This is a genomic window from Bacillus sp. RC51 (assembly GCF_044908115.1).
Taxonomy (GTDB): Bacteria; Bacillota; Bacilli; order Bacillales; family Bacillaceae_G; genus Bacillus_A; species Bacillus_A mycoides.
This window is the reverse complement of the sequence record NZ_JBIYCW010000001.1, coordinates 143,756-163,846: the sequence shown is the minus strand read 5'-3', so window position 1 is coordinate 163,846 and position 20,091 is coordinate 143,756. Positions and strand designations below refer to the sequence as shown.

Annotated in this window: 22 protein-coding genes and 1 other RNA gene; 4 read left to right on the top strand and 19 right to left on the bottom strand. The window is 36.1% G+C overall.

The genetic code is table 11. The annotated features are described in order from the left end of the window. Window positions 1–111: 111 nt before the first annotated feature. The 8 genes from ABH959_RS00905 to ABH959_RS00870 all read right to left on the bottom strand — a co-directional run bounded on the left by ABH959_RS00905 (window position 112) and on the right by ABH959_RS00870 (window position 6,471). Window positions 112–2,049 carry an ATP-dependent DNA helicase gene (locus tag ABH959_RS00905; protein WP_002011942.1) on the bottom strand — a complete coding sequence of 646 codons (1,938 nt, stop codon included), beginning with the start codon at window positions 2,047–2,049 and terminating at the stop codon, window positions 112–114. 138 nt (window positions 2,050–2,187) lie between these two features. After that, the gene (locus ABH959_RS00900) at window positions 2,188–2,370 is read right to left on the bottom strand and encodes a DUF3921 family protein (protein ID WP_113937070.1); all 183 of its coding nucleotides are present in this window, start codon (window positions 2,368–2,370) and stop codon (window positions 2,188–2,190) included. 61 nt (window positions 2,371–2,431) lie between these two features. Next, window positions 2,432–3,571, bottom strand: coding sequence for a THUMP domain-containing class I SAM-dependent RNA methyltransferase (locus ABH959_RS00895; protein WP_002011868.1), 1,140 nt, complete (start codon window positions 3,569–3,571; stop codon window positions 2,432–2,434). A gap of 180 nt (window positions 3,572–3,751) precedes the next feature. Beyond that, window positions 3,752–4,143, bottom strand: an RNA gene (gene rnpB / locus ABH959_RS00890) — RNase P RNA component class B. 87 nt (window positions 4,144–4,230) lie between these two features. Further along, entirely contained in the window at window positions 4,231–4,566 is a 336-nt protein-coding gene (gene gpsB, locus ABH959_RS00885; RefSeq protein WP_000622428.1) for a cell division regulator GpsB, read from the bottom strand. Between the two features lie 97 nt (window positions 4,567–4,663). Beyond that, entirely contained in the window at window positions 4,664–5,218 is a 555-nt protein-coding gene (locus tag ABH959_RS00880) for an SLOG family protein (protein WP_002011870.1), read from the bottom strand. Window positions 5,219–5,274: 56 nt separating this feature from the next. After that, entirely contained in the window at window positions 5,275–5,700 is a 426-nt protein-coding gene (locus ABH959_RS00875) for a CotD family spore coat protein (RefSeq protein WP_002011871.1), read from the bottom strand. A gap of 156 nt (window positions 5,701–5,856) precedes the next feature. After that, window positions 5,857–6,471 (bottom strand): YppG family protein, encoded by a 615-nt coding sequence (locus tag ABH959_RS00870; protein WP_404492164.1) that lies wholly within the window; start codon window positions 6,469–6,471, stop codon window positions 5,857–5,859. 177 nt (window positions 6,472–6,648) lie between these two features. Between ABH959_RS00870 and ABH959_RS00865 the strand changes: the two genes are divergently transcribed. Further along, entirely contained in the window at window positions 6,649–6,840 is a 192-nt protein-coding gene (locus tag ABH959_RS00865) for a YppF family protein (RefSeq protein WP_012260642.1), read from the top strand. A 25-nt stretch (window positions 6,841–6,865) separates the two neighbouring features. Here ABH959_RS00865 and ABH959_RS00860 read toward each other — a convergent pair whose 3' ends face one another. Together ABH959_RS00860 and ABH959_RS00855 are read right to left on the bottom strand one after the other, a co-directional pair. Beyond that, window positions 6,866–7,210, bottom strand: coding sequence for a YppE family protein (locus ABH959_RS00860; RefSeq protein ID WP_002011864.1), 345 nt, complete (start codon window positions 7,208–7,210; stop codon window positions 6,866–6,868). Window positions 7,211–7,225: 15 nt separating this feature from the next. Beyond that, window positions 7,226–7,468: a hypothetical protein gene (locus ABH959_RS00855; RefSeq protein WP_002011865.1), complete on the bottom strand. Its 243-nt coding sequence runs from the start codon at window positions 7,466–7,468 to the stop codon at window positions 7,226–7,228. A gap of 118 nt (window positions 7,469–7,586) precedes the next feature. Between ABH959_RS00855 and ABH959_RS00850 the strand changes: the two genes are divergently transcribed. Further along, the gene (locus ABH959_RS00850) at window positions 7,587–7,733 is read left to right on the top strand and encodes a phage portal protein (RefSeq protein WP_309473010.1); all 147 of its coding nucleotides are present in this window, start codon (window positions 7,587–7,589) and stop codon (window positions 7,731–7,733) included. Window positions 7,734–8,076: 343 nt separating this feature from the next. Here the strand turns inward: ABH959_RS00850 and ABH959_RS00845 are convergent, their stop codons facing one another. After that, on the bottom strand, window positions 8,077–9,102 hold the full coding sequence (locus ABH959_RS00845) for a DUF2515 domain-containing protein (RefSeq protein ID WP_219301832.1): 1,026 nt from the start codon (window positions 9,100–9,102) through the stop codon (window positions 8,077–8,079). 103 nt (window positions 9,103–9,205) lie between these two features. On the opposite strand from ABH959_RS00845, the gene recU reads away from it, so the two are divergent. Both recU and ABH959_RS00835 read left to right on the top strand, forming a co-directional pair. After that, a complete protein-coding gene (gene recU, locus ABH959_RS00840) occupies window positions 9,206–9,808 on the top strand; it encodes a Holliday junction resolvase RecU (protein WP_002030800.1) in 603 nt (200 codons plus the stop codon). Window positions 9,809–9,874: 66 nt separating this feature from the next. Beyond that, on the top strand, window positions 9,875–12,589 hold the full coding sequence (locus tag ABH959_RS00835; protein ID WP_404492163.1) for a PBP1A family penicillin-binding protein: 2,715 nt from the start codon (window positions 9,875–9,877) through the stop codon (window positions 12,587–12,589). A gap of 26 nt (window positions 12,590–12,615) precedes the next feature. Here the strand turns inward: ABH959_RS00835 and ABH959_RS00830 are convergent, their stop codons facing one another. The 8 genes from ABH959_RS00830 to panD all read right to left on the bottom strand — a co-directional run bounded on the left by ABH959_RS00830 (window position 12,616) and on the right by panD (window position 20,086). Continuing rightward, window positions 12,616–13,134, bottom strand: a complete 519-nt coding sequence (locus tag ABH959_RS00830) for a YpoC family protein (protein ID WP_113937066.1) — start codon at window positions 13,132–13,134, stop codon at window positions 12,616–12,618. 3 nt (window positions 13,135–13,137) lie between these two features. Continuing rightward, window positions 13,138–13,785, bottom strand: a complete 648-nt coding sequence (gene nth / locus ABH959_RS00825) for an endonuclease III (protein ID WP_002030794.1) — start codon at window positions 13,783–13,785, stop codon at window positions 13,138–13,140. A gap of 15 nt (window positions 13,786–13,800) precedes the next feature. Further along, window positions 13,801–14,508 (bottom strand): DNA replication protein DnaD, encoded by a 708-nt coding sequence (gene dnaD, locus ABH959_RS00820; protein WP_404492162.1) that lies wholly within the window; start codon window positions 14,506–14,508, stop codon window positions 13,801–13,803. 121 nt (window positions 14,509–14,629) lie between these two features. Then, window positions 14,630–15,817, bottom strand: coding sequence for an aspartate transaminase AspB (aspB, locus tag ABH959_RS00815; RefSeq protein ID WP_113937065.1), 1,188 nt, complete (start codon window positions 15,815–15,817; stop codon window positions 14,630–14,632). An 18-nt stretch (window positions 15,818–15,835) separates the two neighbouring features. After that, window positions 15,836–16,339 carry a cell wall elongation regulator TseB-like domain-containing protein gene (locus tag ABH959_RS00810; protein WP_113937064.1) on the bottom strand — a complete coding sequence of 168 codons (504 nt, stop codon included), beginning with the start codon at window positions 16,337–16,339 and terminating at the stop codon, window positions 15,836–15,838. A gap of 7 nt (window positions 16,340–16,346) precedes the next feature. Next, on the bottom strand, window positions 16,347–16,517 hold the full coding sequence (locus tag ABH959_RS00805) for a YpmA family protein (RefSeq protein ID WP_002086589.1): 171 nt from the start codon (window positions 16,515–16,517) through the stop codon (window positions 16,347–16,349). 250 nt (window positions 16,518–16,767) lie between these two features. Next, a complete protein-coding gene (gene dinG, locus ABH959_RS00800; RefSeq protein WP_113937063.1) occupies window positions 16,768–19,572 on the bottom strand; it encodes an ATP-dependent DNA helicase DinG in 2,805 nt (934 codons plus the stop codon). Window positions 19,573–19,702: 130 nt separating this feature from the next. Further along, on the bottom strand, window positions 19,703–20,086 hold the full coding sequence (gene panD, locus ABH959_RS00795) for an aspartate 1-decarboxylase (protein WP_000490176.1): 384 nt from the start codon (window positions 20,084–20,086) through the stop codon (window positions 19,703–19,705). Between the last annotated feature and the right edge of the window lie 5 nt (window positions 20,087–20,091).

Below are 20,091 nucleotides of genomic sequence, written 5' to 3'. Positions count from 1 at the left end.
AAAACCTCCTTTTTCTACCTCAAACTTATTTCGACACTGAAACATAAATTCCTTTTCTAATAGAAAAAAAGCTTGGCAAATGCCAAACTTTTCCCTACAACATTTTTTCGCTTAAAGTACTTTTCCTTCTACCGGAAGTACTTTCTTCACTGCTTCTATCACTTTTTCATCTTCATTATCTGATAAGAATAATGATATAGCACCTTTATCTTCACTTGTACGAATTAAACGTCCAATTCCTTGGCGAAGACGTAAAATCATATAAGGCACATCTACGTCCCAGAATGGATCATTCACATGTTTACGCTTCGCCTCAAACACAGGATCGTTTGGAGGGAATGGTAATGACCAAATAATAACATGTGATAATGATGAACCTGGAATGTCTAAACCTTCCCATAAATGAACGGCACAAAGTACAGTCTCTTCTTCATTTTGGAAACGAGAAACGAGCTGACTAATTTCTTGATCTCCTTCATATAGGAACGGCACTGACATTTGCTCTTTACTTACATATTCTTTAAACGCTGCAAGTTCTTGCGTTGTACGGAATAATACGAGTGTACGTCCATTTGTTTTTTGTATATTTTCAAGTGTATATTGACACTTTCTTTCCCATTCATTTTCTTTCGTATACGGAAGTAAGTTTACTGTCATTTGCTCTTCATAATCAAACGGCGAAGCAACTGAGAATGATAAGTAATCTTTTACCCCTAGACTATTTGCAGTAAATGCGAACGAATCATTGTCAGATAATGTCGCAGAAGAGAAAATATATGGAATCTTCTTCGAGAATACTTTTTCTTGTAACACTTCTTCAACTGCACGCGGCATAATAACTAACGTGAAAGCACCATCGCCTTCTTCACCCCACGTAATTACATTTTTCTCGTGCATGAAAAGACGAAGTGAATGCTCTAACACATCTAAATGCTCATCAACAATATTTAAATCGTATGTGTTTACTGTATGCATTTCACTTTCAAATACTAATGCATCACCGACTTCACCGATTTTCGCATAAAGTCTTTTCGCTTCTGCAGTTACCTTTTCTGTCACAGTAATTTCTAAACGATCAGAACCTTCAATTTCCTTTTTATTCTCTTGTAGTACCCCAAAGAATTGTTCAGTTTGCCAAATTGTTTCTTCTACTAAATGTGCGAACTCTTCACGAATATCATTTTGTAATAATCTCGTTAAAAGTTGCTCCATCATCGTTTGTTTTAAACGGTACGTTAAAGCTTTTTGAGCTGCATATTCTACAAGATGCCCTTCATCGAATACAACGCAGCTACTTTCTGGTAATAACGGAATTTGTCCTTCACGTTTGCGAGCTTCGTACGTCCAAATATGATCCATATAGAAATCTTGAGAACAAATGATTAAATCTGCCGCTTTACGATAATGCTCGCGCGAAAGAGTTTGACCACAACGATGACGAGAATCACAAGTGAAGCAATCTTGGAAGTAATCCCAGTTTACCTTTGACCATTCCTCGTCATTTAACAGTGGAAATTCTTTTCGATCACCATAGTGAGTAAAGTTCTGCATCGTACCATGATCGAATACGAACTGAGGTAATTCGTAATATACATCTTCAATTACTTCTGGAGCTCGTCCACTCATAACATCTTCAAGTTTACGTAAACATAAATAATTATCCATTGACTTCGCAAGTCTAACATCAACAGATAGCCCTAATGCTTCAGATAACTTAGCAATGTCTCCTTCTTCTTTCACAAGCTGCTCAATTAACGTTTCATCTGCACAAGCGATAATAGCCGGCTTCCCTGTATAACGTGCATAACAAATTGCATATAGAAGATATACAATTGTTTTCCCTGTTCCTACACCTGCTTCTGCAAACATAACTTTCTTCTCTTGGAAAGCGCGCTCTAACTGAAACGCCATAAAAATCTGTTCATCACGCTCTTCAAAACCTTTTTCCGGAAGAATGTCGTAAAACACATCTCCAATCCACTCATTCAACTTATCATAAAAATTATCTTGTTTTCCTACTTCAAATGGTAACCTATTCTCAGTAAACATCCTTAGCCTCCAACCAAACAGTTTTTCTATAAAAAGATATAGCAACTGCTACTCACATGTGTGCAGCCACTTTCCCCTGTTACAATACATAGAAATACACGAAAAAAAATTTTCCTTTCGAAAAAGGAAAATTTTTTTCTATATTAATGACCTTAAATAACGTTTATCAATCGCTGTTTCATGTGAAAGAGCTGACAAATATTCTTCCTGCGCTTTTTGTATTCCCTCTACAATTGCACCTTGACTATCCACTTCTTTTCCGAGCTCATCATACGTACGGTGAATAGCTTTTTGAATCATCGAGAATTGGAAACTATCCATATCACTTCCTCCTTTACGCATTACATAATAGCCAGTATATGCGTGCTGGAGGAGTTTTATACTATGAATTACGCGGTGGACGCTTTCCGAAGTATTGATAGTAATCTGTACGGATAAATCCGTTAAACAGTTTACGCTTTTTCGATGCATCTTTCCCATAACATTTCTCAAATGCTTCATAACTTGTTAATAAATACATTGACCACGTATCTAATGGGCGGAATACCTCTCCCATTTCTTTATATAATTTTTCAACAAGCGCTCTTTCACTTAAACGTTCTCCGTATGGAGGATTCGTTACAACATAGCCATATTCCTCTTTTGTCGTGAAATCTTTTACTTGCATTTGTTTAAATGATATAAGATCCCCTAATCCAACTTCTTCTGCGTTATCTTGGGCAACTCTTATCATACGGTGATCGATATCTGATCCAATGATTTGCAATGGTTGATTATAATTAGCTAAATCTTCAGCTTCTTGACGAGCTTCGCGCCAATTTTGTTTACCAACCCAGCCCCATTCATCCGATGCAAAGCCTCGGTTAAATCCTGGTGCGATATTTTGTCCAATTAATGCAGCTTCAATTGGAATTGTACCAGACCCACAGAAAGGATCAACGAAAGGACGATCCGCCTTCCAGTTTGTTAACTTAATTAAAGACGCAGCTAATGTTTCTTTTAAAGGCGCTTCACCTTGCTCAAGACGGTATCCACGTTTATGAAGACCTACACCACTCGCATCGATTGTTAACGTCGCAATATCCTTGAGCATTGCAATTTCAATACGGAATAACGGTCCATCTTCTTCAAACCAAGTTGTGCGTCTATACGTTGTTTTTAATTTCTCAACAACAGCCTTTTTAACGATACGTTGGCAGTCTGAAACGCTAAATAATGTTGATTTCAAAGATTTCCCAATAACGGGAAATTCTCCATTCTCTGGAATATAATCTCCCCAATTTAACGCTTTTGTTTTTTCAAATAACTCATCGAATGTTGTTGCTTTAAATTCGCCGACTTTAATTTTCACACGGTCTGCAGTACGTAACCATAAATTCGTACGACAAATCGCTTTTTCATCCGCTTCAAACGTTACCTTTCCGTTTTCCACTTCACATTCATAACCAAGATCGCGAACTTCTCGGGCAACTAACGCTTCAATACCCATTGCCGCTGTTGCAATTAAAGTAACTTTTCCCATTTGCATTCACCTCTTATGTATAATCAAACAATAATTAATAACATGTTTTCCTATTAATTATCACATATTACGAAGAATATTCTCATTTACCATTTTAACTCACAACTTATAACTTCATACAAATAAAAAGCCCTCCTCTAACAAAGGAGAGCTGAGTTATTTCATAGTTGGTTCATAACGTTCTGTAAGCCATGTTCTGTTCCTTTGTACTGCAAACGGCCCACGCCTCGTACTCCGGTGGTAATCATCTATCTACAGGTTACGAAAACCTGTCCTTTTCCGTCGTTCATTTCCTTGGAAAAGATTCCCCTACCATTATTTGGGTTTCTCGCTCGTGGGGTTTACCTCGTTCCACTCCTATCATTTCTTCAAGGACTTCGTCACTGTGGCACTTTAAAGGTAGTCAAACCATATCCGAAAGGACTTAGGTTTTTTCCCTGCCGTTAAACCAGCCTTGCAGCCAGAATACCCTAGCTTATGACTTGGCTAGGCACGAACACTACAGCCATCTCAGGCCGTGCGAGCATGGACTTTCCTCTACAACGTTGGCGTTGCAGCGATTACCCAAACGTTATGACAAACATTAGTATAGTGGAAACAAAAAGATTTTGCAATGTTTTTTTCTATGTAAAATACTTTAACCTTTTTGTTACCTTAATTTATTCGTATAACTTACTTCCAAATACAGCTTTTTCTAAATTAGATAGACGTTTTAAAATATCCGTATTCGTATTGTTATACACTGGTTGTGCAACTGGTGTTTGTACCGGTTGTTGCGGAACTTGTGTTGCCGCTACTTTCTGCTCTTCTAATTCACGTTTCAAACGAACGTTTTGTTGTTTTAATTGATCAAATTCCTTATGAAAAGCTTCATAATCTTTAATAATCATATCAAGAAACTTATCTACTTCTTCTTGTTGATAACCTCTCATACCTGTTTTAAATTCTTTTTCTAAAATATCTTTCGCTGTTAATTTAATTTTATCCGAAATCATTTTCTTCACCTCTAATTTTTGCCAAAGCTTTCATTAACTAAATTTTTTCAGAAACAATGCCTTTTGTCAATCAAATATACGAGTACTATATTACATATTACTCTGCATTATTCCACTGTTCCTCTTCCATTATATCTTGTAAATCAGAAAAAAGAATAAAATAACTGTGATAATTTTCTATTTCTCCTTTTTTCTTAGCTGCTTCTACAATATATTTAGGGCTCCCAGACTTTTCTTCATCATATACAGCTAAAAGTGCATCGCTTTTTTCAATAAAAAACTGATTCTTTAATTTAAATTGCTCTGGGCTTTCGTACTTCCGTTTCGTAATACTATCAATGTGATCTGCTTGCGAAAGAATAAATTCGTAATATTCACGGTTATCTTCCTTCCAATTTTCTTCTTGTTCTAAAAAAGGAGTAAATACCGCTAATTTTAAATCTGGATATTCTACTTGAATTTCAAAAACAACTTCAGCAGCCCATAGCTCTACTCCTAACTGGCCGCTAATAATAACCCATTCCAAGCCTTCTTCTACAAAAACAGTTAATTTACGACGCAGCGCCTTTTTTATACACTCTACTCCTGGATGATCATTTTTAAATATTCCAAGTTCAAACGGCTTATATCCTGTTACAGCAACAACCTTCATATCAACACTCCAATTACAAAAAAAGAACTAGCATTTCGCTAGTTCTAACATATCATTTACTTTTTAAACATTCCACCAACGTTTGGTCCGATATTTGGTCCAAATGGTGATACATTCGGTCCTGGTCCAAATGGTGATACGTTCGGTCCTGGTCCAAATGGTGATACATTCGGTCCTGGTCCAAATGGTGATATTTGATGCCCATGGTGATGATGGCCATGACCGCATGGTCCACATCCTCCGCCGAATCCTGGATCCCCAGGATCTACAACGTTTACGTTCGAGTTTGTTTGTGGGAAGAAGCTTTGATTTTTAATTTGTTGATGATGAACATGCGTTGTATGGGTTGGAAAAATGTGTGGCACCACCGTTGTTGAAAAAGAATGTGTTACGCATTGTTTTGTTGGATGAATGACAGGAGCTGTCGTACAAATAGGTCCTACAGGCTTATGCCCTCCAAAGCAAGGATGACAATGATGCATAGTTTTTTCTCTCCTCTCTCATTAAAAAAATCTGACTACACTTTACAATATGAGCGAGGGGGTAAAGCCGCTTGTTATATATACCCATTTATTTCATGGAAATTTGTCTAGTATCCAAATTCATACGTAATACCTATTATAGACAACCCCCTACTATTATTTACCAAAAAAGCCCCCGACTTGCTTAACAATCCCTGTTACTTGATTCATCGCGTTCATCATTTGTCCAGCTGTGTTCATCATTTTATTTACATCGTAGTTACCATCTGATGATTTAAATTGTGAAACAAAACTAGAAAACTGACTTGGTTGCTGTTGCTGTTGCTTTTGTTTATTCATCGTTGGATATGGTTGTTTTGGTGGATAAAACATAGCTTGTTGATTTACATATTGAGCTGGCGACATGTAGTTTTGTGAATTCATATACGCTTGCTGTGGTTGATTCGTATACATTTGCTGCGGCTGATCCATGTGCGGTTGTTGCGGTTGATTCATATACGCCTGTTGCGACTGATTCATGTGCGGTTGTTGCGGTTGATTCATATGCGCTTGCTGTGGTTGATTCGTATATGCTTGTTGCGGTTGATTCATATGCGCTTGCTGCGGTTGATTCCCAAAAGACACTTCAAATGGTTGATAATAATTTTGGTTTCCATAATGAGGCTCGAAAGGATACATATTATATCGCAAATATGTATCCTCATTATATTGGTACATATTTTGCTGTGCATATGGATTTGCTTGCTGATATACATTAGGTTGTTGAAACATGCATTCTCTCCTCCTTGGCATAAGTTTCTACATATAGAATATGTACCTATAAAATAAAATGTGTGACGGAGTACCTGTCTGTTTTTGTCGGAAGTTTAAATTTTTAAAAAAATTAGAAAGTAAACCCTTCCATGCTATGATAATAAGGAAGAAGATTCTCATGGGGGAGGAATCAACATGGTATTAGGGGATTTAAAACAAGCGTTTTCTCAAAAAAAGGGGTATTACACAGAAAATTCGAATGAACTGTTAGACTTTGCAAGACATTGTTATCTTGAAGGAAAAATATGCATATCAGATTACCGAACATTAATACGTGAATTAGAAATAAACGGTGCAACAAAACCTACAACAGTGACCGAGGCATAAAAAAACAAGAGGGTTTTCCCTCTTGTTATTTACATTGATCTACGATATTTTGCAAAGTATACGAAATAGCTTGATGAGTTTCAAAGAAACGTTTACCTTTTCCCTTATTAACAAAACATTGTAGCACATTAGTTTGTAAATTATCATACACTTGATCAATTTGTTGTACATGTATATACTTAGGTCTTTCTTCCTTTATCCACCTATAAGCTAATTCTTTCCACATCTCTAACTCCGCATCTACAATATCAACAAATGGCTTCATATCCTTATAAAAATCATATTCAGCCATCTCTCTTTTTTTCACATTCGCTTCATCATTATACTGCATTAACTTCTCCGAAGACTGGATTAATGCTTCATGTCCCATTTTGTTCCCACCTTATTATGCACTCACTACGACGTTTTGAAATGTCTTTACCCAGCTCCCTTTTTCTTCGTGATGCACTAATTTATTTTCCATATGTTCTATATGCATTTCTGTTATTTCTATCTTATTGCATATTTTTTCACCTTTATCCTTCAATGCATGATTCATTCTAATCCCAATCTTCATTTCCAGCAAATCGAGAGAACTTAACATTTGATCCATTTTTTTCATAACATCTTCCTTCTGAACCATCGCCATATTTAAAACGCCCCCTTCTTTGCCTTTCCTTTGTCATGTAATTTCGCCGATTGATTAATTACTCCTTCTCACATGACAAAACTAGTTGATATTCGTCAAAGAAATCATTTAGTATGCCATTTTTAGAAATGGTAACAATACAAAAAGGAGGTGTATTACGATGGCAAAAAATAAAAACGAAAAAAAGAAAAAGCAAAACAAACAACAAAACCAACCTGAGACTGGTAATCCAAAGCTTGATGGTCCAAATTTCCCCGCTACATAAAGTGAAACTTTAATCAGTCGGGTTTTGTTCATCCCCCACTGATTATCAGCCCGCACCAATCGGGTGTTTACGGACAGCAGGGCTTCCACCTACCTTCTTTGCTCCAGCCAAATTTTGAGGTGGGAGTTTTACTGTCCACAAATAGCGGGATAAAATGACACTTTAACCAAAGTGGCTTTTACAAACAACTATTTTCTAGTCTACCTTACCTCTTCGCTTTCGATAAGTGTTGAAGTTAAAGTCGTACTGCCGGCAAATAGCCGATTAGAAAGTAACTTGTTGTAGAGCTTATTACTTTTAATAAAGAAGTCCCGCCTTCATTTAAGAAGGCGGGACTTCTTTATTATATCATGAACTCATCTATTCTTTTAACAAAACTACTTAATATAGAAAGAGTATGTATTTGCTCCCTCTTCTTTCTATACCATTCTGTTATATTAATTTCCCCCTTAGGTTTTTCAAGTAAAAATAATGAATCTATTTCCAACCCGTCACTAAACCAATCTTTTTCAATTAATTTTTCATGAGTGACAATAGAATACACATCCCGAAGAGCCGGCGTACATGATTTTCTAATTCCCCTTATATTACATTCATAATCCATCCTAGATCCTGTATGCCTAGTTTGCACTGCAAATTTATAAAAAGAAGCCTTATACTTTGAATGAAATAATAACCAAGCTAATTGCTTCCCCAGTTCTATACGTTTTTGCAACGTTTCAAATTGATAAACTGAAAATCCATACATTCCCCCTTCCACCATTGGAAAAATAACTGCACTAACGTGAAATATTTCTTGAAATTTGAATAGTGCAGTATCAAATACATGTTTTTGAAAGTATGCATTCTCAATTACTGGTTTTTGAATTTTATTTTGTTCATTAATAATAAGTGCCGTCATAAGCCTATTTATATCTTTTTTCTCCCAAAACGCGACCCATTCTTTTTCCATAAAAATTGATATGTTGAAAAATTGTAACAAATGAAAGAGCGGCGCACATCTCTTTTTACTTTCCTCATACAGTAATAGTTGAGGAAATGCATCTAAAAAAATGAGCCAATTGGCTTTCTCATACAAAAGAAATAATCGTCTCTTAACTGTTTGAGATAAAAGATTAGAATAATATTCTCCTTCTAAATCTGTCATGTTCCATCCCCCATTCCTTGAAACCATGCTTGCTAAAAAAGACCATCTAATTTCTCTATTTCTCAAATAATATTCTTGGTAAGATTGTGTACGTGAAATATTATCTACGTTAGCTACATCCGTGCTCTCCTTAATATTAAGAACTATAGCTTTTTCCTCTTCTGTACAAAAAATATCATTACGGGTCTGTTTAATTTTTTCGTAATCATTCCATCGAAACATGAGTAAGTCACCATACCTTTCTTGAAAAAGGTCACATCTTTTTTCATTTTTTGATATAATCACCTTTGTAAGTAAATCTTATCAAGTTGGGAGTGGACAAAATATGACCATTCGTTACCCAAATGGAAAAAGGTACGATCAAGCTTCACAACCTCATAAAACACCAATAAAAAAACATACTTACAGTAATAGAGGTATGTCCCTTGAAGAGGAATTGAATGACACCAATCAATATTACTTAACCCATAATATTGCATGCGTACATAAAAAACCTACACCTCTTCAAATTGTAAAAGTAGATTACCCCGCTCGAAGTGCTGCAGTGGTAAAAGAAGCGTATTTCAAACAACCTTCTACAACAGATTACAACGGTGTATACAAAGGGAAATACATCGATTTTGAAGCGAAAGAAACTAAAAATAAAACCAGTTTTCCACTTCAAAACTTCCACCTTCATCAAATTGAACATATGAAGCAAGTAGTCGCTCATAATGGAATTGCATTTGTTATTATTAAATTTACACTTTTTGATGAATTTTATTTATTAGATGCAAAACATATTATTGCATTTTGGAATCGTCAAAATACTGGTGGACGTAAATCGATTACAAAACAAGAAATAGAAGAGCATGGGTCTTTATTATCATGCGGTTATCACCCTCGAATTGATTATATCCGCGTACTAGACACGGTTTATTTTTCGTGATAGAGTCATCACTAAGGCTCTTTTTTCGACTTTTGGGGGAGAGAATGAAAGGTAGGAGAAAGTATAATGTCAGATAATTATCGTTCTCGTACAGAACGAAATCATGTAAAAAATCAAACGAAAGAAACAAATAATAAAGAAGAAAAACCAAAGAAAAAAGGTTCCTTTTTCAAGAGATTTCTTATAGGTTGTCTACTTCTTGGTATCGTCGGTCTCGTAGCTGGCGTTTCGGCCTTCTTTGTTATGGTAAAGGACGCTCCAAAACTAGACAAATCAAAGCTAGTCAATCCTTTATCAACAAAATTCCTTGATAAAAACGGGAATTTCTTCTATGAATACGGTGCTGAAAAACGAACCCATGTTACATACGATCAAATTCCAAAAGTAATTGAAAGTGCATTCCTTGCGACTGAGGATGCTCGTTTCTACGATCATAATGGAATTGATTTTAGACGTACTGGAATGGCAGTCATGGAAAATGTCACTGGTGGTTTTGGATCACAAGGTGGTAGTACGATTACACAGCAAGTAGTTAAAAACTATTTTCTAACGATGGACAAAACTGCAAAAAGAAAAGTGCAGGAATGGTACTTATCTTATAAGTTAGAGCAACAGTACTCAAAACATGAAATTTTAGAAATGTACTTAAATAAGATTAACTTAGGTAATCGCTCTTATGGTATTTCCACAGCTGCCAAAAAATATTACGGCAAGGATTTAAAAGACATACAACTACACGAAGCTGCAATGCTCGCTGGTTTACCCCAAGGTCCTAACATTTATGATCCAACAAAACCAGATAACGTTGATAGAGCAACAAAACGTCGTAATATCGTATTAACATTAATGAACCGACACGGGTATATAACGAAACAAGAAATGAATGATGCGATGCAAATCCCTGTAACACAAGGACTTCTTCCATCTTCAGAAGTGACTGAAATGAAGTATCAAGCATTTATAGATGCTGCTGTAAAGGAAGTTGAAAAAGAATACCCTGATGTAAATATCGGTTCAGATGGTTTAACGATTCATACAACACTTGATCAAGATGCTCAAGATTACGCTGAAAAAATTATGGATGGGAATCTCATCAAGTATCCAAACGATCAATTCCAAGGATCATTCGTATTTATGGATACTCAGTCTGGAGAAGTTCGAGCAATCGGCGCTGGTCGTAAAGAAAGTAAGTCTACTTTCAAAGGTCATAATATGGCAGTTGATTTAAAACGCCAAGTTGGTTCAACAATGAAACCAATTTTCGACTATGGTCCTGCAATTGAAAACCTTCAATGGTCTACTTATCATCAATTAAATGACTCTGATTACACTTACTCTAATGGCACAAAGATTAAAAATGCTACGGGTAATTTTAAAGGTGACGTTTCACTTCGTGAAGCATTGAAGAAGTCATTAAACATCCCGGCTTTAAAGACAGCTCAAACAGTTGGTCTTACTAAGTCACAAGAGTTTGCTGAAGGTTTAGGCATGACGTTTGAATATGGAGTACATGAATCTACTGCAATTGGTAGTAACGATAGTTCTCCATTAGCAGTAGCAGGTGCATATGCAGCGTTTGGTAATGATGGTGTATACAATAAACCTCATTTCGTTAAAGAAGTCATCTTCCCAGATGGGAAAAAGAAAAGCTTTAAACCGAAAGAACAACGCGCGATGCACGACTATACAGCTTACATGGTCACTGACGTTCTTCGTGACGTAGTAAAACCTGGTTCTGGCGGTACAGGTCCAACAGCATATGTTTCTGGATTCGACGTTGCTGGTAAAACAGGAACACAAAACTTTGATGCAAAAGATATAAAAAAATATGGCATCCCAGCTGATGCAAACAGAGATAGCTGGTTCGCTGGATATACACCACAATATACGATGGCTGTGTGGACTGGTTACGAAAAGAATGGTCCAGAAAATTATATTAGCGATCGTTATACTAAAATTGCACAACAAATGTTCCAAGTAATGATGAGCAAATTCGCTACAGATAAATCTCGTTTCGAACGTCCTTCTTCTGTACAAGAAATAAATGAAGAATTGTACATTAAAGGTGCGAAAAAAGATGCAGTTAAAGAAATTAAAGTAGATCCACCTAGTGGCCTTAATGTCGCTTTCGATGGCGCTAGCACAGTGACACTGAACTGGTCTGGACCATCATCAAATGTTGATGCATACGCAGCAAGCTATAAAGCTACTGACGGTTCTAGTGGTAGCTTATCAGTAAGCGGTACGACAGCTACTCTTGGTGGTATTAAACCAGGTGTTACTTACAGTTTCTCTGTAGTAGCGAAAAAGGGTACTGGAACAAGCCCTGCAGTTGGTGCATCCTTCACTGCCCCTGGCGGAACTCCAGATGCGAAAAAAGCTGACGAAGAAGCTAAGAAAAAAGCTGACGAAGAAGCCCTGAAAAAGACCAATGAAGATAAACTAAAACAAGAAGAAGCTAAGAAAAAAGCTGATGAAGATCAGCGTAAACAGCAAGAACAGCAGCAACAGCAACAACAGCAAGAACAACAACGTAAACAACAAGAACAACAGCAGCAACAAGAACAACAACGTAAACAGCAAGAAGAAGCTCAAAAGAAAGCCGCTGACGAAGAGGCTAAGAAGAAAGCTGACGAAGAAGCTAAGAGAAAAGCTGAAGAAGAAGCTAGAAAAAAAGCTGAAGAAGAAGCTAGAAAAAAAGCTGAAGAGCAACAACACCAACAAAATACCGGAGGAGATACACCTCACGCGGACGGAAATGTTGTTACAACAGAGTCTTAATAAACAAAAAAAGAAGTCGGTTTCTCTTAATGAGAAATCGACTTCTTTTTTGTTATCATTTTCTTTACATATAGCTTTTCTATTTCGATATACAACTGTACTAATTGAATATACGAATGGTAATTACTCGGTTTCTTTATAATAAATGAATATCGCTCCATAAAGTTAACAGGTTGTACTTCCAATTTATTCGTATTTACTTGCATCTCATTCAAACTATGAACAGGCTGCTCATTTAACCAATATATAACCGATAGAAAGTGCGCTGCAAAAAGAATCATCGGACCCTCAGCTTCTTGTTTTTTTCTGTTCCGAAATAGTATAGCAATTTCTTCATGCTTGCTTTTCCATATATTTAACACCGCTGGAATACTTGTTTCAATTTCATTCCATGGTTCATATTGTCTTTCAATATCAAATATAAAGTAAGTATTTTGTATTATTTCTTCAAAAGATTGGTCTGTGTGATACGTAATCGAATTTGCACTCTCTTTAAAAAATGGTACGCACCGAAACTCTTTCGGTATTTCTATAACTCGCTCCATCCTTTATTTCCCCTTCATTCGTTTCTTTCCTTCACGACATATTTCTAGTAATCGACACTCTTCACATTGTGGTCGCTGCGCCTTACAGTAATAACGTCCGAAGAAAATCATACGGTGGTGTGTAACTCCCCACTCATCCATTGGAATTTTCTTCATCAATGTCTTTTCCACTTCTAACACAGAATCTTTCCATCTACAAATCGCTAACCGTTTACTCACTCTCTCTACATGCGTATCAACAGCAATCGCTGGAATCCCAAATGCTACCGAAACAACTACATTCGCTGTCTTTCTCCCTACTCCTGGTAATTTCGTCAGCTCATCACGGTCTTCTGGAACTTTCCCGTTATAATCATCTAGTAACATCCGGCACAATTTTTGAATATTTTTCGCCTTATTTCTAAACAATCCAATGGAACGTATATCTTGTTGTAATTCTTCTAAAGACACACTTAAATAATCTTCTGGTGTTTTATATTTTTGAAATAAGTTTTTCGTCACCTTATTCACAAGTACATCTGTGCATTGTGCAGATAATGCCACTGCGATTACAAGTTCAAATGGATTATCATGAATTAATTCACAATGCGCTTCTGGATACATATCCGCCATTGTATCTAAACAATAACGAATTTGCGTTTTGTTCAACATATCTTTCCTCCTACACTACTGCTCCAACCAATTATAAAAAGGCACTTTCCCAGTAAATTTCGTCTCTTGTTTTGTCGTTTGTTGTGTGCGTTGTTGATTCGCTCTAAATTTCTGGCCTTGATTTTGCGCTTGATCTACCGTTTTAATTCCGTTTTTTTTCCACTCAAACAAAATACGATCAATATACCGGAAATTAAGTTTACCACTCATAACAGCTTCACGAAGAGCCGCTTGAATTAAATTCGGATGGTGTTGATCTTGATCTTCCCACATCCCTAATGTTTCACATTCAAATGGCGAAAGTGGTCTTCCGAATTCTTTTTCAAATACTGTATATAAATTTACTTGAATTTGTTTTTGTTCTTTTTGCTCTTCCTCTATAGATTCATTCATTAAAAAGTGCAATATTTTTTCCCACAGTGGTTGTAAAGAATAACTTTCACACATCATCGCTTCAGATCTTCGTCCACCTTCTAGTGCTAAAAAACCTTTTTGGATTAAAGTCTGAATCACTTCCATGCATTTCATTTCTGTTATCGTCATCCGTTCTGAAATCTCCGAAGGAGTCGGGAACGAATTACCTGATTCTAAAAATGTGTGTACATGAAGTACTACCATAAATTCCGTCTCATTTAAACCTAGCTTTTTATAATGCATCATAAGCAATTTAGGAATCGCTATGCTTCCCTGTTCAAACCAGTGTAACATCATTTTCTTTTTCATCACCAAACACCTCGTTCTCTAGTATAACACACCTTTAGCCATTTCTTTTTGCCACAATTCGTCAAAAAAACCTCCCTATATATAGGGAGGTTTTTTGCCATTTACTACAAGAAACAGACGATTAAGCCTGTACCTTACTTTTCATGAACGTATGAATTCGTTCTAATGCTTTCTCAACTTGCTCAAGAGATGTCGCATACGATAATCGAACGTTATTTGGTGCACCAAATCCTGTACCTGGAACAAGAGCCACCTTTTCTTCTTCTAATAATGCTTTTGCCCACTCATCAACTGTATCATACCCAGCTAACGCTACGGCTTCTTTTACATTTGGGAATAAGTAAAAAGCACCGTGTGGTTTGATACAAGTGAAACCAGGAATTTGAATTAATTTATCATAAATAATGTTCAATCTTTCTTCAAACGCTTGACGCATTGTTTCTACGGGTTCTTGTGAGCCTGCATACGCAGCAATTGCACCGTATTGAGCAATTGAAGTAGGGTTTGACGTACTATGACTCGCTAAGTTCGTCATCGCTTTAATAAGCTGCTTATTTCCTGCTGCATATCCAATACGCCAACCTGTCATAGAATGTGATTTAGATACACCATTAATAATAAGTGTTTGTTCTTTTAGTGCATTAGAAAGCTGGGCAATTGAAGTATATTCCGCGTCACCATAAATTAATTTTTCATAAATCTCATCTGAAACGATTAAGATATCATGCTCTAAACATACTTCCCCAAGCTGTTGTAATTCTTCTTTGCTGTAAATCATCCCTGTTGGATTGCTCGGTGAATTAATAATAACAGCTTTCGTTTTCTCTGTAATTGCCTCACGCAGCTGCTTTGCTGTAATTTTGTACTCATTGCCTTCTAGACCTTCTACATAAACTGGCTTACCACCAGCAAGCTTTACTTGCTCAGGATAACTTACCCAATAAGGAGTTGGGATGATAACTTCATCTCCTTCATCAAGTAACACTTGGAATAATGTATATAATGCATGCTTGGCACCATTACATACAATAATTTCAGATGGATCATACGCAATTCCTTGATCACGAGTAAACTTCTTCACAATTTCTTGTTTTAACGCTTGTAATCCACCTGTTGGTGTATATTTCGTATGTCCTTCTAACATCGCTTTATGCGCAGCATCCATAATATGTTTTGGCGTATTAAAGTCAGGTTCTCCTGCTCCTAATGCAATTACATCATGACCTTCTGCTTTTAATGCTTGTGCCTTTGCTGTAATTTCTAAAGTTGCAGATGGTGTTAAAGCAGCTACTCGCTTTGCTAATTTCATTTGTAGTTCCCCCTACATCTATTTTTCAATGCTATAGTGTCCAGCATAAACCCCATTTTGAAACTCTAAATAGTAATACGTATAACGATCTTCCTGATCAATATATGTAATTTCCCACAATGGAATATCGTTTTGAGCACCTAATTTTACTTTTATAATTTCTTTTGGTTTCGGCTTCGGCTCAGCACCTTCTCCTGTAGCTTGTTCAGCCAATTTTTGCAAAGCTTCTTTTTTAGAAATACCTTCGCTCTTTTTCTTCACAAGGACATTTCCTTTTTTATCAGGCACCCAAACGATAAGTTGTTCTCCTTTTTCATCTGCACCTTGTACGACTGTATATGAAGATTTTCCATTATAATAATCAACAGTATTTACCTTTGTAAGCTTTGCCTTTTCTTTCGCAATTTCTACAGACTTTGACTCTTTTGGAATTTTCTTTTCCATCGCTTTATTATAAACATATGCCCCATATATTCCGCTAGCAACGATAACGATAATGATTGTAAAGATCCACTTTTTCATTGTATCACTACGTTCTGTAAATCGTAAATACAGCTGTTTCTTTATCTTTTTCGTCTAATGCTAATCCGAACATGAGGTCCTGCTCTTTTAACGTACGATTCAAACCATCAACAATTTTATACAAGTCAGACGAATATTTAATACGCGTCGTTGATAGGACTTCGATTTTCTTATCCATGAAAAAACTCCTCCGTTACACAAAAATTTCTAATTATAGAAGAACGCAATGCGGTTACAATAAGAGTACATTCTTTACAACCCCTGCTTCATCACCCATCTATTATAGCAGGACATGTACAGCAAAAAAAGGTTTCAAATCGAAAAGCAATATATTTTGTATACAAGAAGTAAGAAAAATAAAATTCCTCCTACCCACATTTTTTACGCCTGAAGTTTAAATGTACTTCAGGCGTATTTTTCTTCCAATTTTATTCATTTGACGATTCTTCTAACTGTACTAACAATTCTTCTAACGGTCCTTCATAGAGCGGTACAGTTGGGATTGATTGTAAAAATCGTTTTCCATAAGAAGAACTTGTCAAACGACGATCTAATACAAATACAGTTCCCGTATCTGTATTTGTTCTAATAAGACGACCAAACCCTTGTTTAAAACGCAAGATTGCTTGTGGGAGCGCCAACTTATCGAATACGTCTTCTCCTTGATTTTTTAACCACTCTCCTTTTGCTTCCATCATCGGCTGATGAGGAGGGGTAAAAGGCAGACGGACAATGACAAGACAACTCAGAGCATCTCCAGGTATATCTATCCCTTCCCAAAAACTACTTGTTCCTAACAAAATCGATTTGTCGAACTCCTGGAATTTGCGGATTAGACGACTTCGGCTCTTATTATTCACACTTTGCGTTAATAATAAATATCCTTCTAATGTCTCATCATTTTTCAAATTCGTATACGCTTCTTTCAACATTTCATACGAAGTGAATAAAACGAGCATTCTACCTTTTGTAGCTTTCGCTATTTTCGCAATATGTGCCGATATAGACTCAATATATTCTTCATTACTTGCTTTCTTAATAAAAGGTACATCCGTTGAAACCATTAATTTCATTTGCTCTTCAAAACGGAATGGTGATGGAACCTTTAATGTATTGGGAGCAAAATCATGTAAACCTAGCTCCTCTTTTATATAGTCGAATGAATCATTAACTGTTAACGTTGCTGATGTGAAAATAACACTCTTTTTCTGGGTTAAAAATTCATCAGCAAATCTTTCACCAATATGAACAGGCTGCGCATATAGAACTGTTGAATGAATCGTTCCCTTCGTTTCAGTCTCCATCCATGTCACGTATGAATTTTTTTCTAAAATGAGTAATTGTAAAGATTGTGCCATCTTTCTCAACAACTCAATTAAATGCATAAATTCACCTGTAACGACATGCATCTCCCATTCTAATTTACTTTGCAATATTTCAACTTGCTTCTCAAGTGTAGTCAATAACTTTCTTACATCATACACAAATCGATTTGTTAACTCGGTAATGCTATCCCATAACTTACCTTTCTCTACTTCCGTGTTATATCGATAAATGAGTGGCATATTGCTCATCCCTTGTTCCTGCTTTGTTTGTTTAAATACGAAAGTCCGTAACATTTGAAATAGTTCATCCGCATCAAATTTCAATTCCTTCAAACTATGACTCACCATACGGAAAGTCGAACGCGATGCTTGCTCTGATTTTTTCATCATTTTATATACTTTAGAAAGTACATCATCTGTTTCTAGCGTACCAAGACGAGATAAAGCTACTTGAAAATACATGCATGAGAACTGTTCACCTAATGTTCTACTCGCCGCTTCCTCGATATGATGAGCTTCATCAAAAATAATATGTTCACATGAAGCAAATAGTGGTTCTTCACTTGAAAAATCTTGAAATAATAACGCATGATTTGTAATAACGATATCTGCAAATAATGCTTTATTCTTTGCTCTTTGATAAAAACAACGACTATACCAGTTGCTTTGCATCCCGCCTGGACTATGTACATCACTACAAATACGGTTCCAAAGTAACTTGCCGCCCTCAGGAATATTTAATTCATCACGATCGCCAGTTTCCGTTTGCAATAACCACACTAAAATTTTTGCTTTTGTGAGCGCCATATCATAATTTTTCTCTTCCTCTTGCAAAGCATATTCAAATTTATGTAGACACAGATAATGCTTTCTTCCTTTCAGAAGAGCTACTTCAAATGAAAATGGCATTATTTTCTTTAATAAAGGAATTTCTTTTTCTAGTATTTGTTGTTGCAATTGTACAGTTTGTGTACTTATAATGACAGGTTCTTCTTTTTTCTTTGCGAAATAAATACTTGGAAGTAAATATGCAAGCGTCTTCCCCGTACCTGTTCCTGCTTCAATCAGTGAAAACCTAGAATCTCTTAGCGCTGTATATATTTCCTTCATCATAATCTGTTGGCTTTCTCTTTTTTCAAACTTTGGCATATTCAATTCAAGTTTATCGATTGTCTTATGTAAGAAAGCATCAAATTTAGATGAGTATATTTCACTGAGGCTTAAAGAATAATTCCGCTTTCGAAGCGCAATATTTCGATACACCTCATAATCCTCTGCATCTTCTTTACCATGCATCATTTTCTTTAAAATATTTTCAGAAAGTACATCAGCTATATCACTTTGGAAAACATCACTTAATTCATAAAGCGATTGTAATGTGACAAGTGGTAACTTTTCAATTTCACTTAAAAATTGTAAAAACAACTCCGCTGTTGCAAGAGCATCACTATCCGCACGATGTGGTTGATCGTGCTCTAGTTCATGCTGCTTAGCTAAATCACGTAATTTATAACTATCAGCTGTCGGCAAAAGAATTTGCGCCAATTCAACTGTATCAATTTTAGGACAATGTACTTCTGTATATCCAGCCTGCCTTAATTCTTCATTTAAAAAATTCCAATCAAAGTGAACGTTATGTGCAACAAAAGCCGCACCTTGTAATAGCTCAACAATCATCGGGGCTACATCTCGAAATAACGGGGCTTGCTTTACAAGATCTTCATCAATCCCAGTTAATTCTGTAATAAATAGGGGAATCTCTCTCTTCGGATTAATAAAAGATGAAAAAATCTCTAATATCTCTCCATCTTCCACTACAACAGCTGCAATTTGGGTGATTTTATCCTTCCCATCCTTCCAGGAGTTCCCTGTCGTCTCTAAATCAACAACGACATAACGCTTACTCATATATGTAACACCTCAATTTCTTACCTATCAAACACAAAAATTATATAATGTTACTATACCACGTTTTACCTCATCTTAATGAAAAGATGCACAAAAAAGCTATCCCCTTAATTAGAGATAGCCTTCCTACTTATAATATCGTGCCAGCTTTTTCAGCACCTAACATTTCAATAATTTGATTATCATCGTCTAATACTGCAATTTTCGGCTCTTGTTTATGAATATTTTCTTCTGCCACTAAACCATAGCAAATAATAATAACTTTATCACCCGGCTGTACAAGCCTTGCAGCTGCACCATTTAAACACACAACACCGCTACCGCGCTCTCCTTTAATAACATATGTCTCTAAGCGAGCTCCATTGTTGTTATTTACAATTTGTACTTTTTCATTTTCTACAATATTTACCGCATCCATTAAATCTTCATCAATTGTAATACTACCTACATAATTTAAATTTGCTTCTGTTACAGTTGCACGATGTAACTTCGCTCTCATCATTGTGCGAAACATAGATG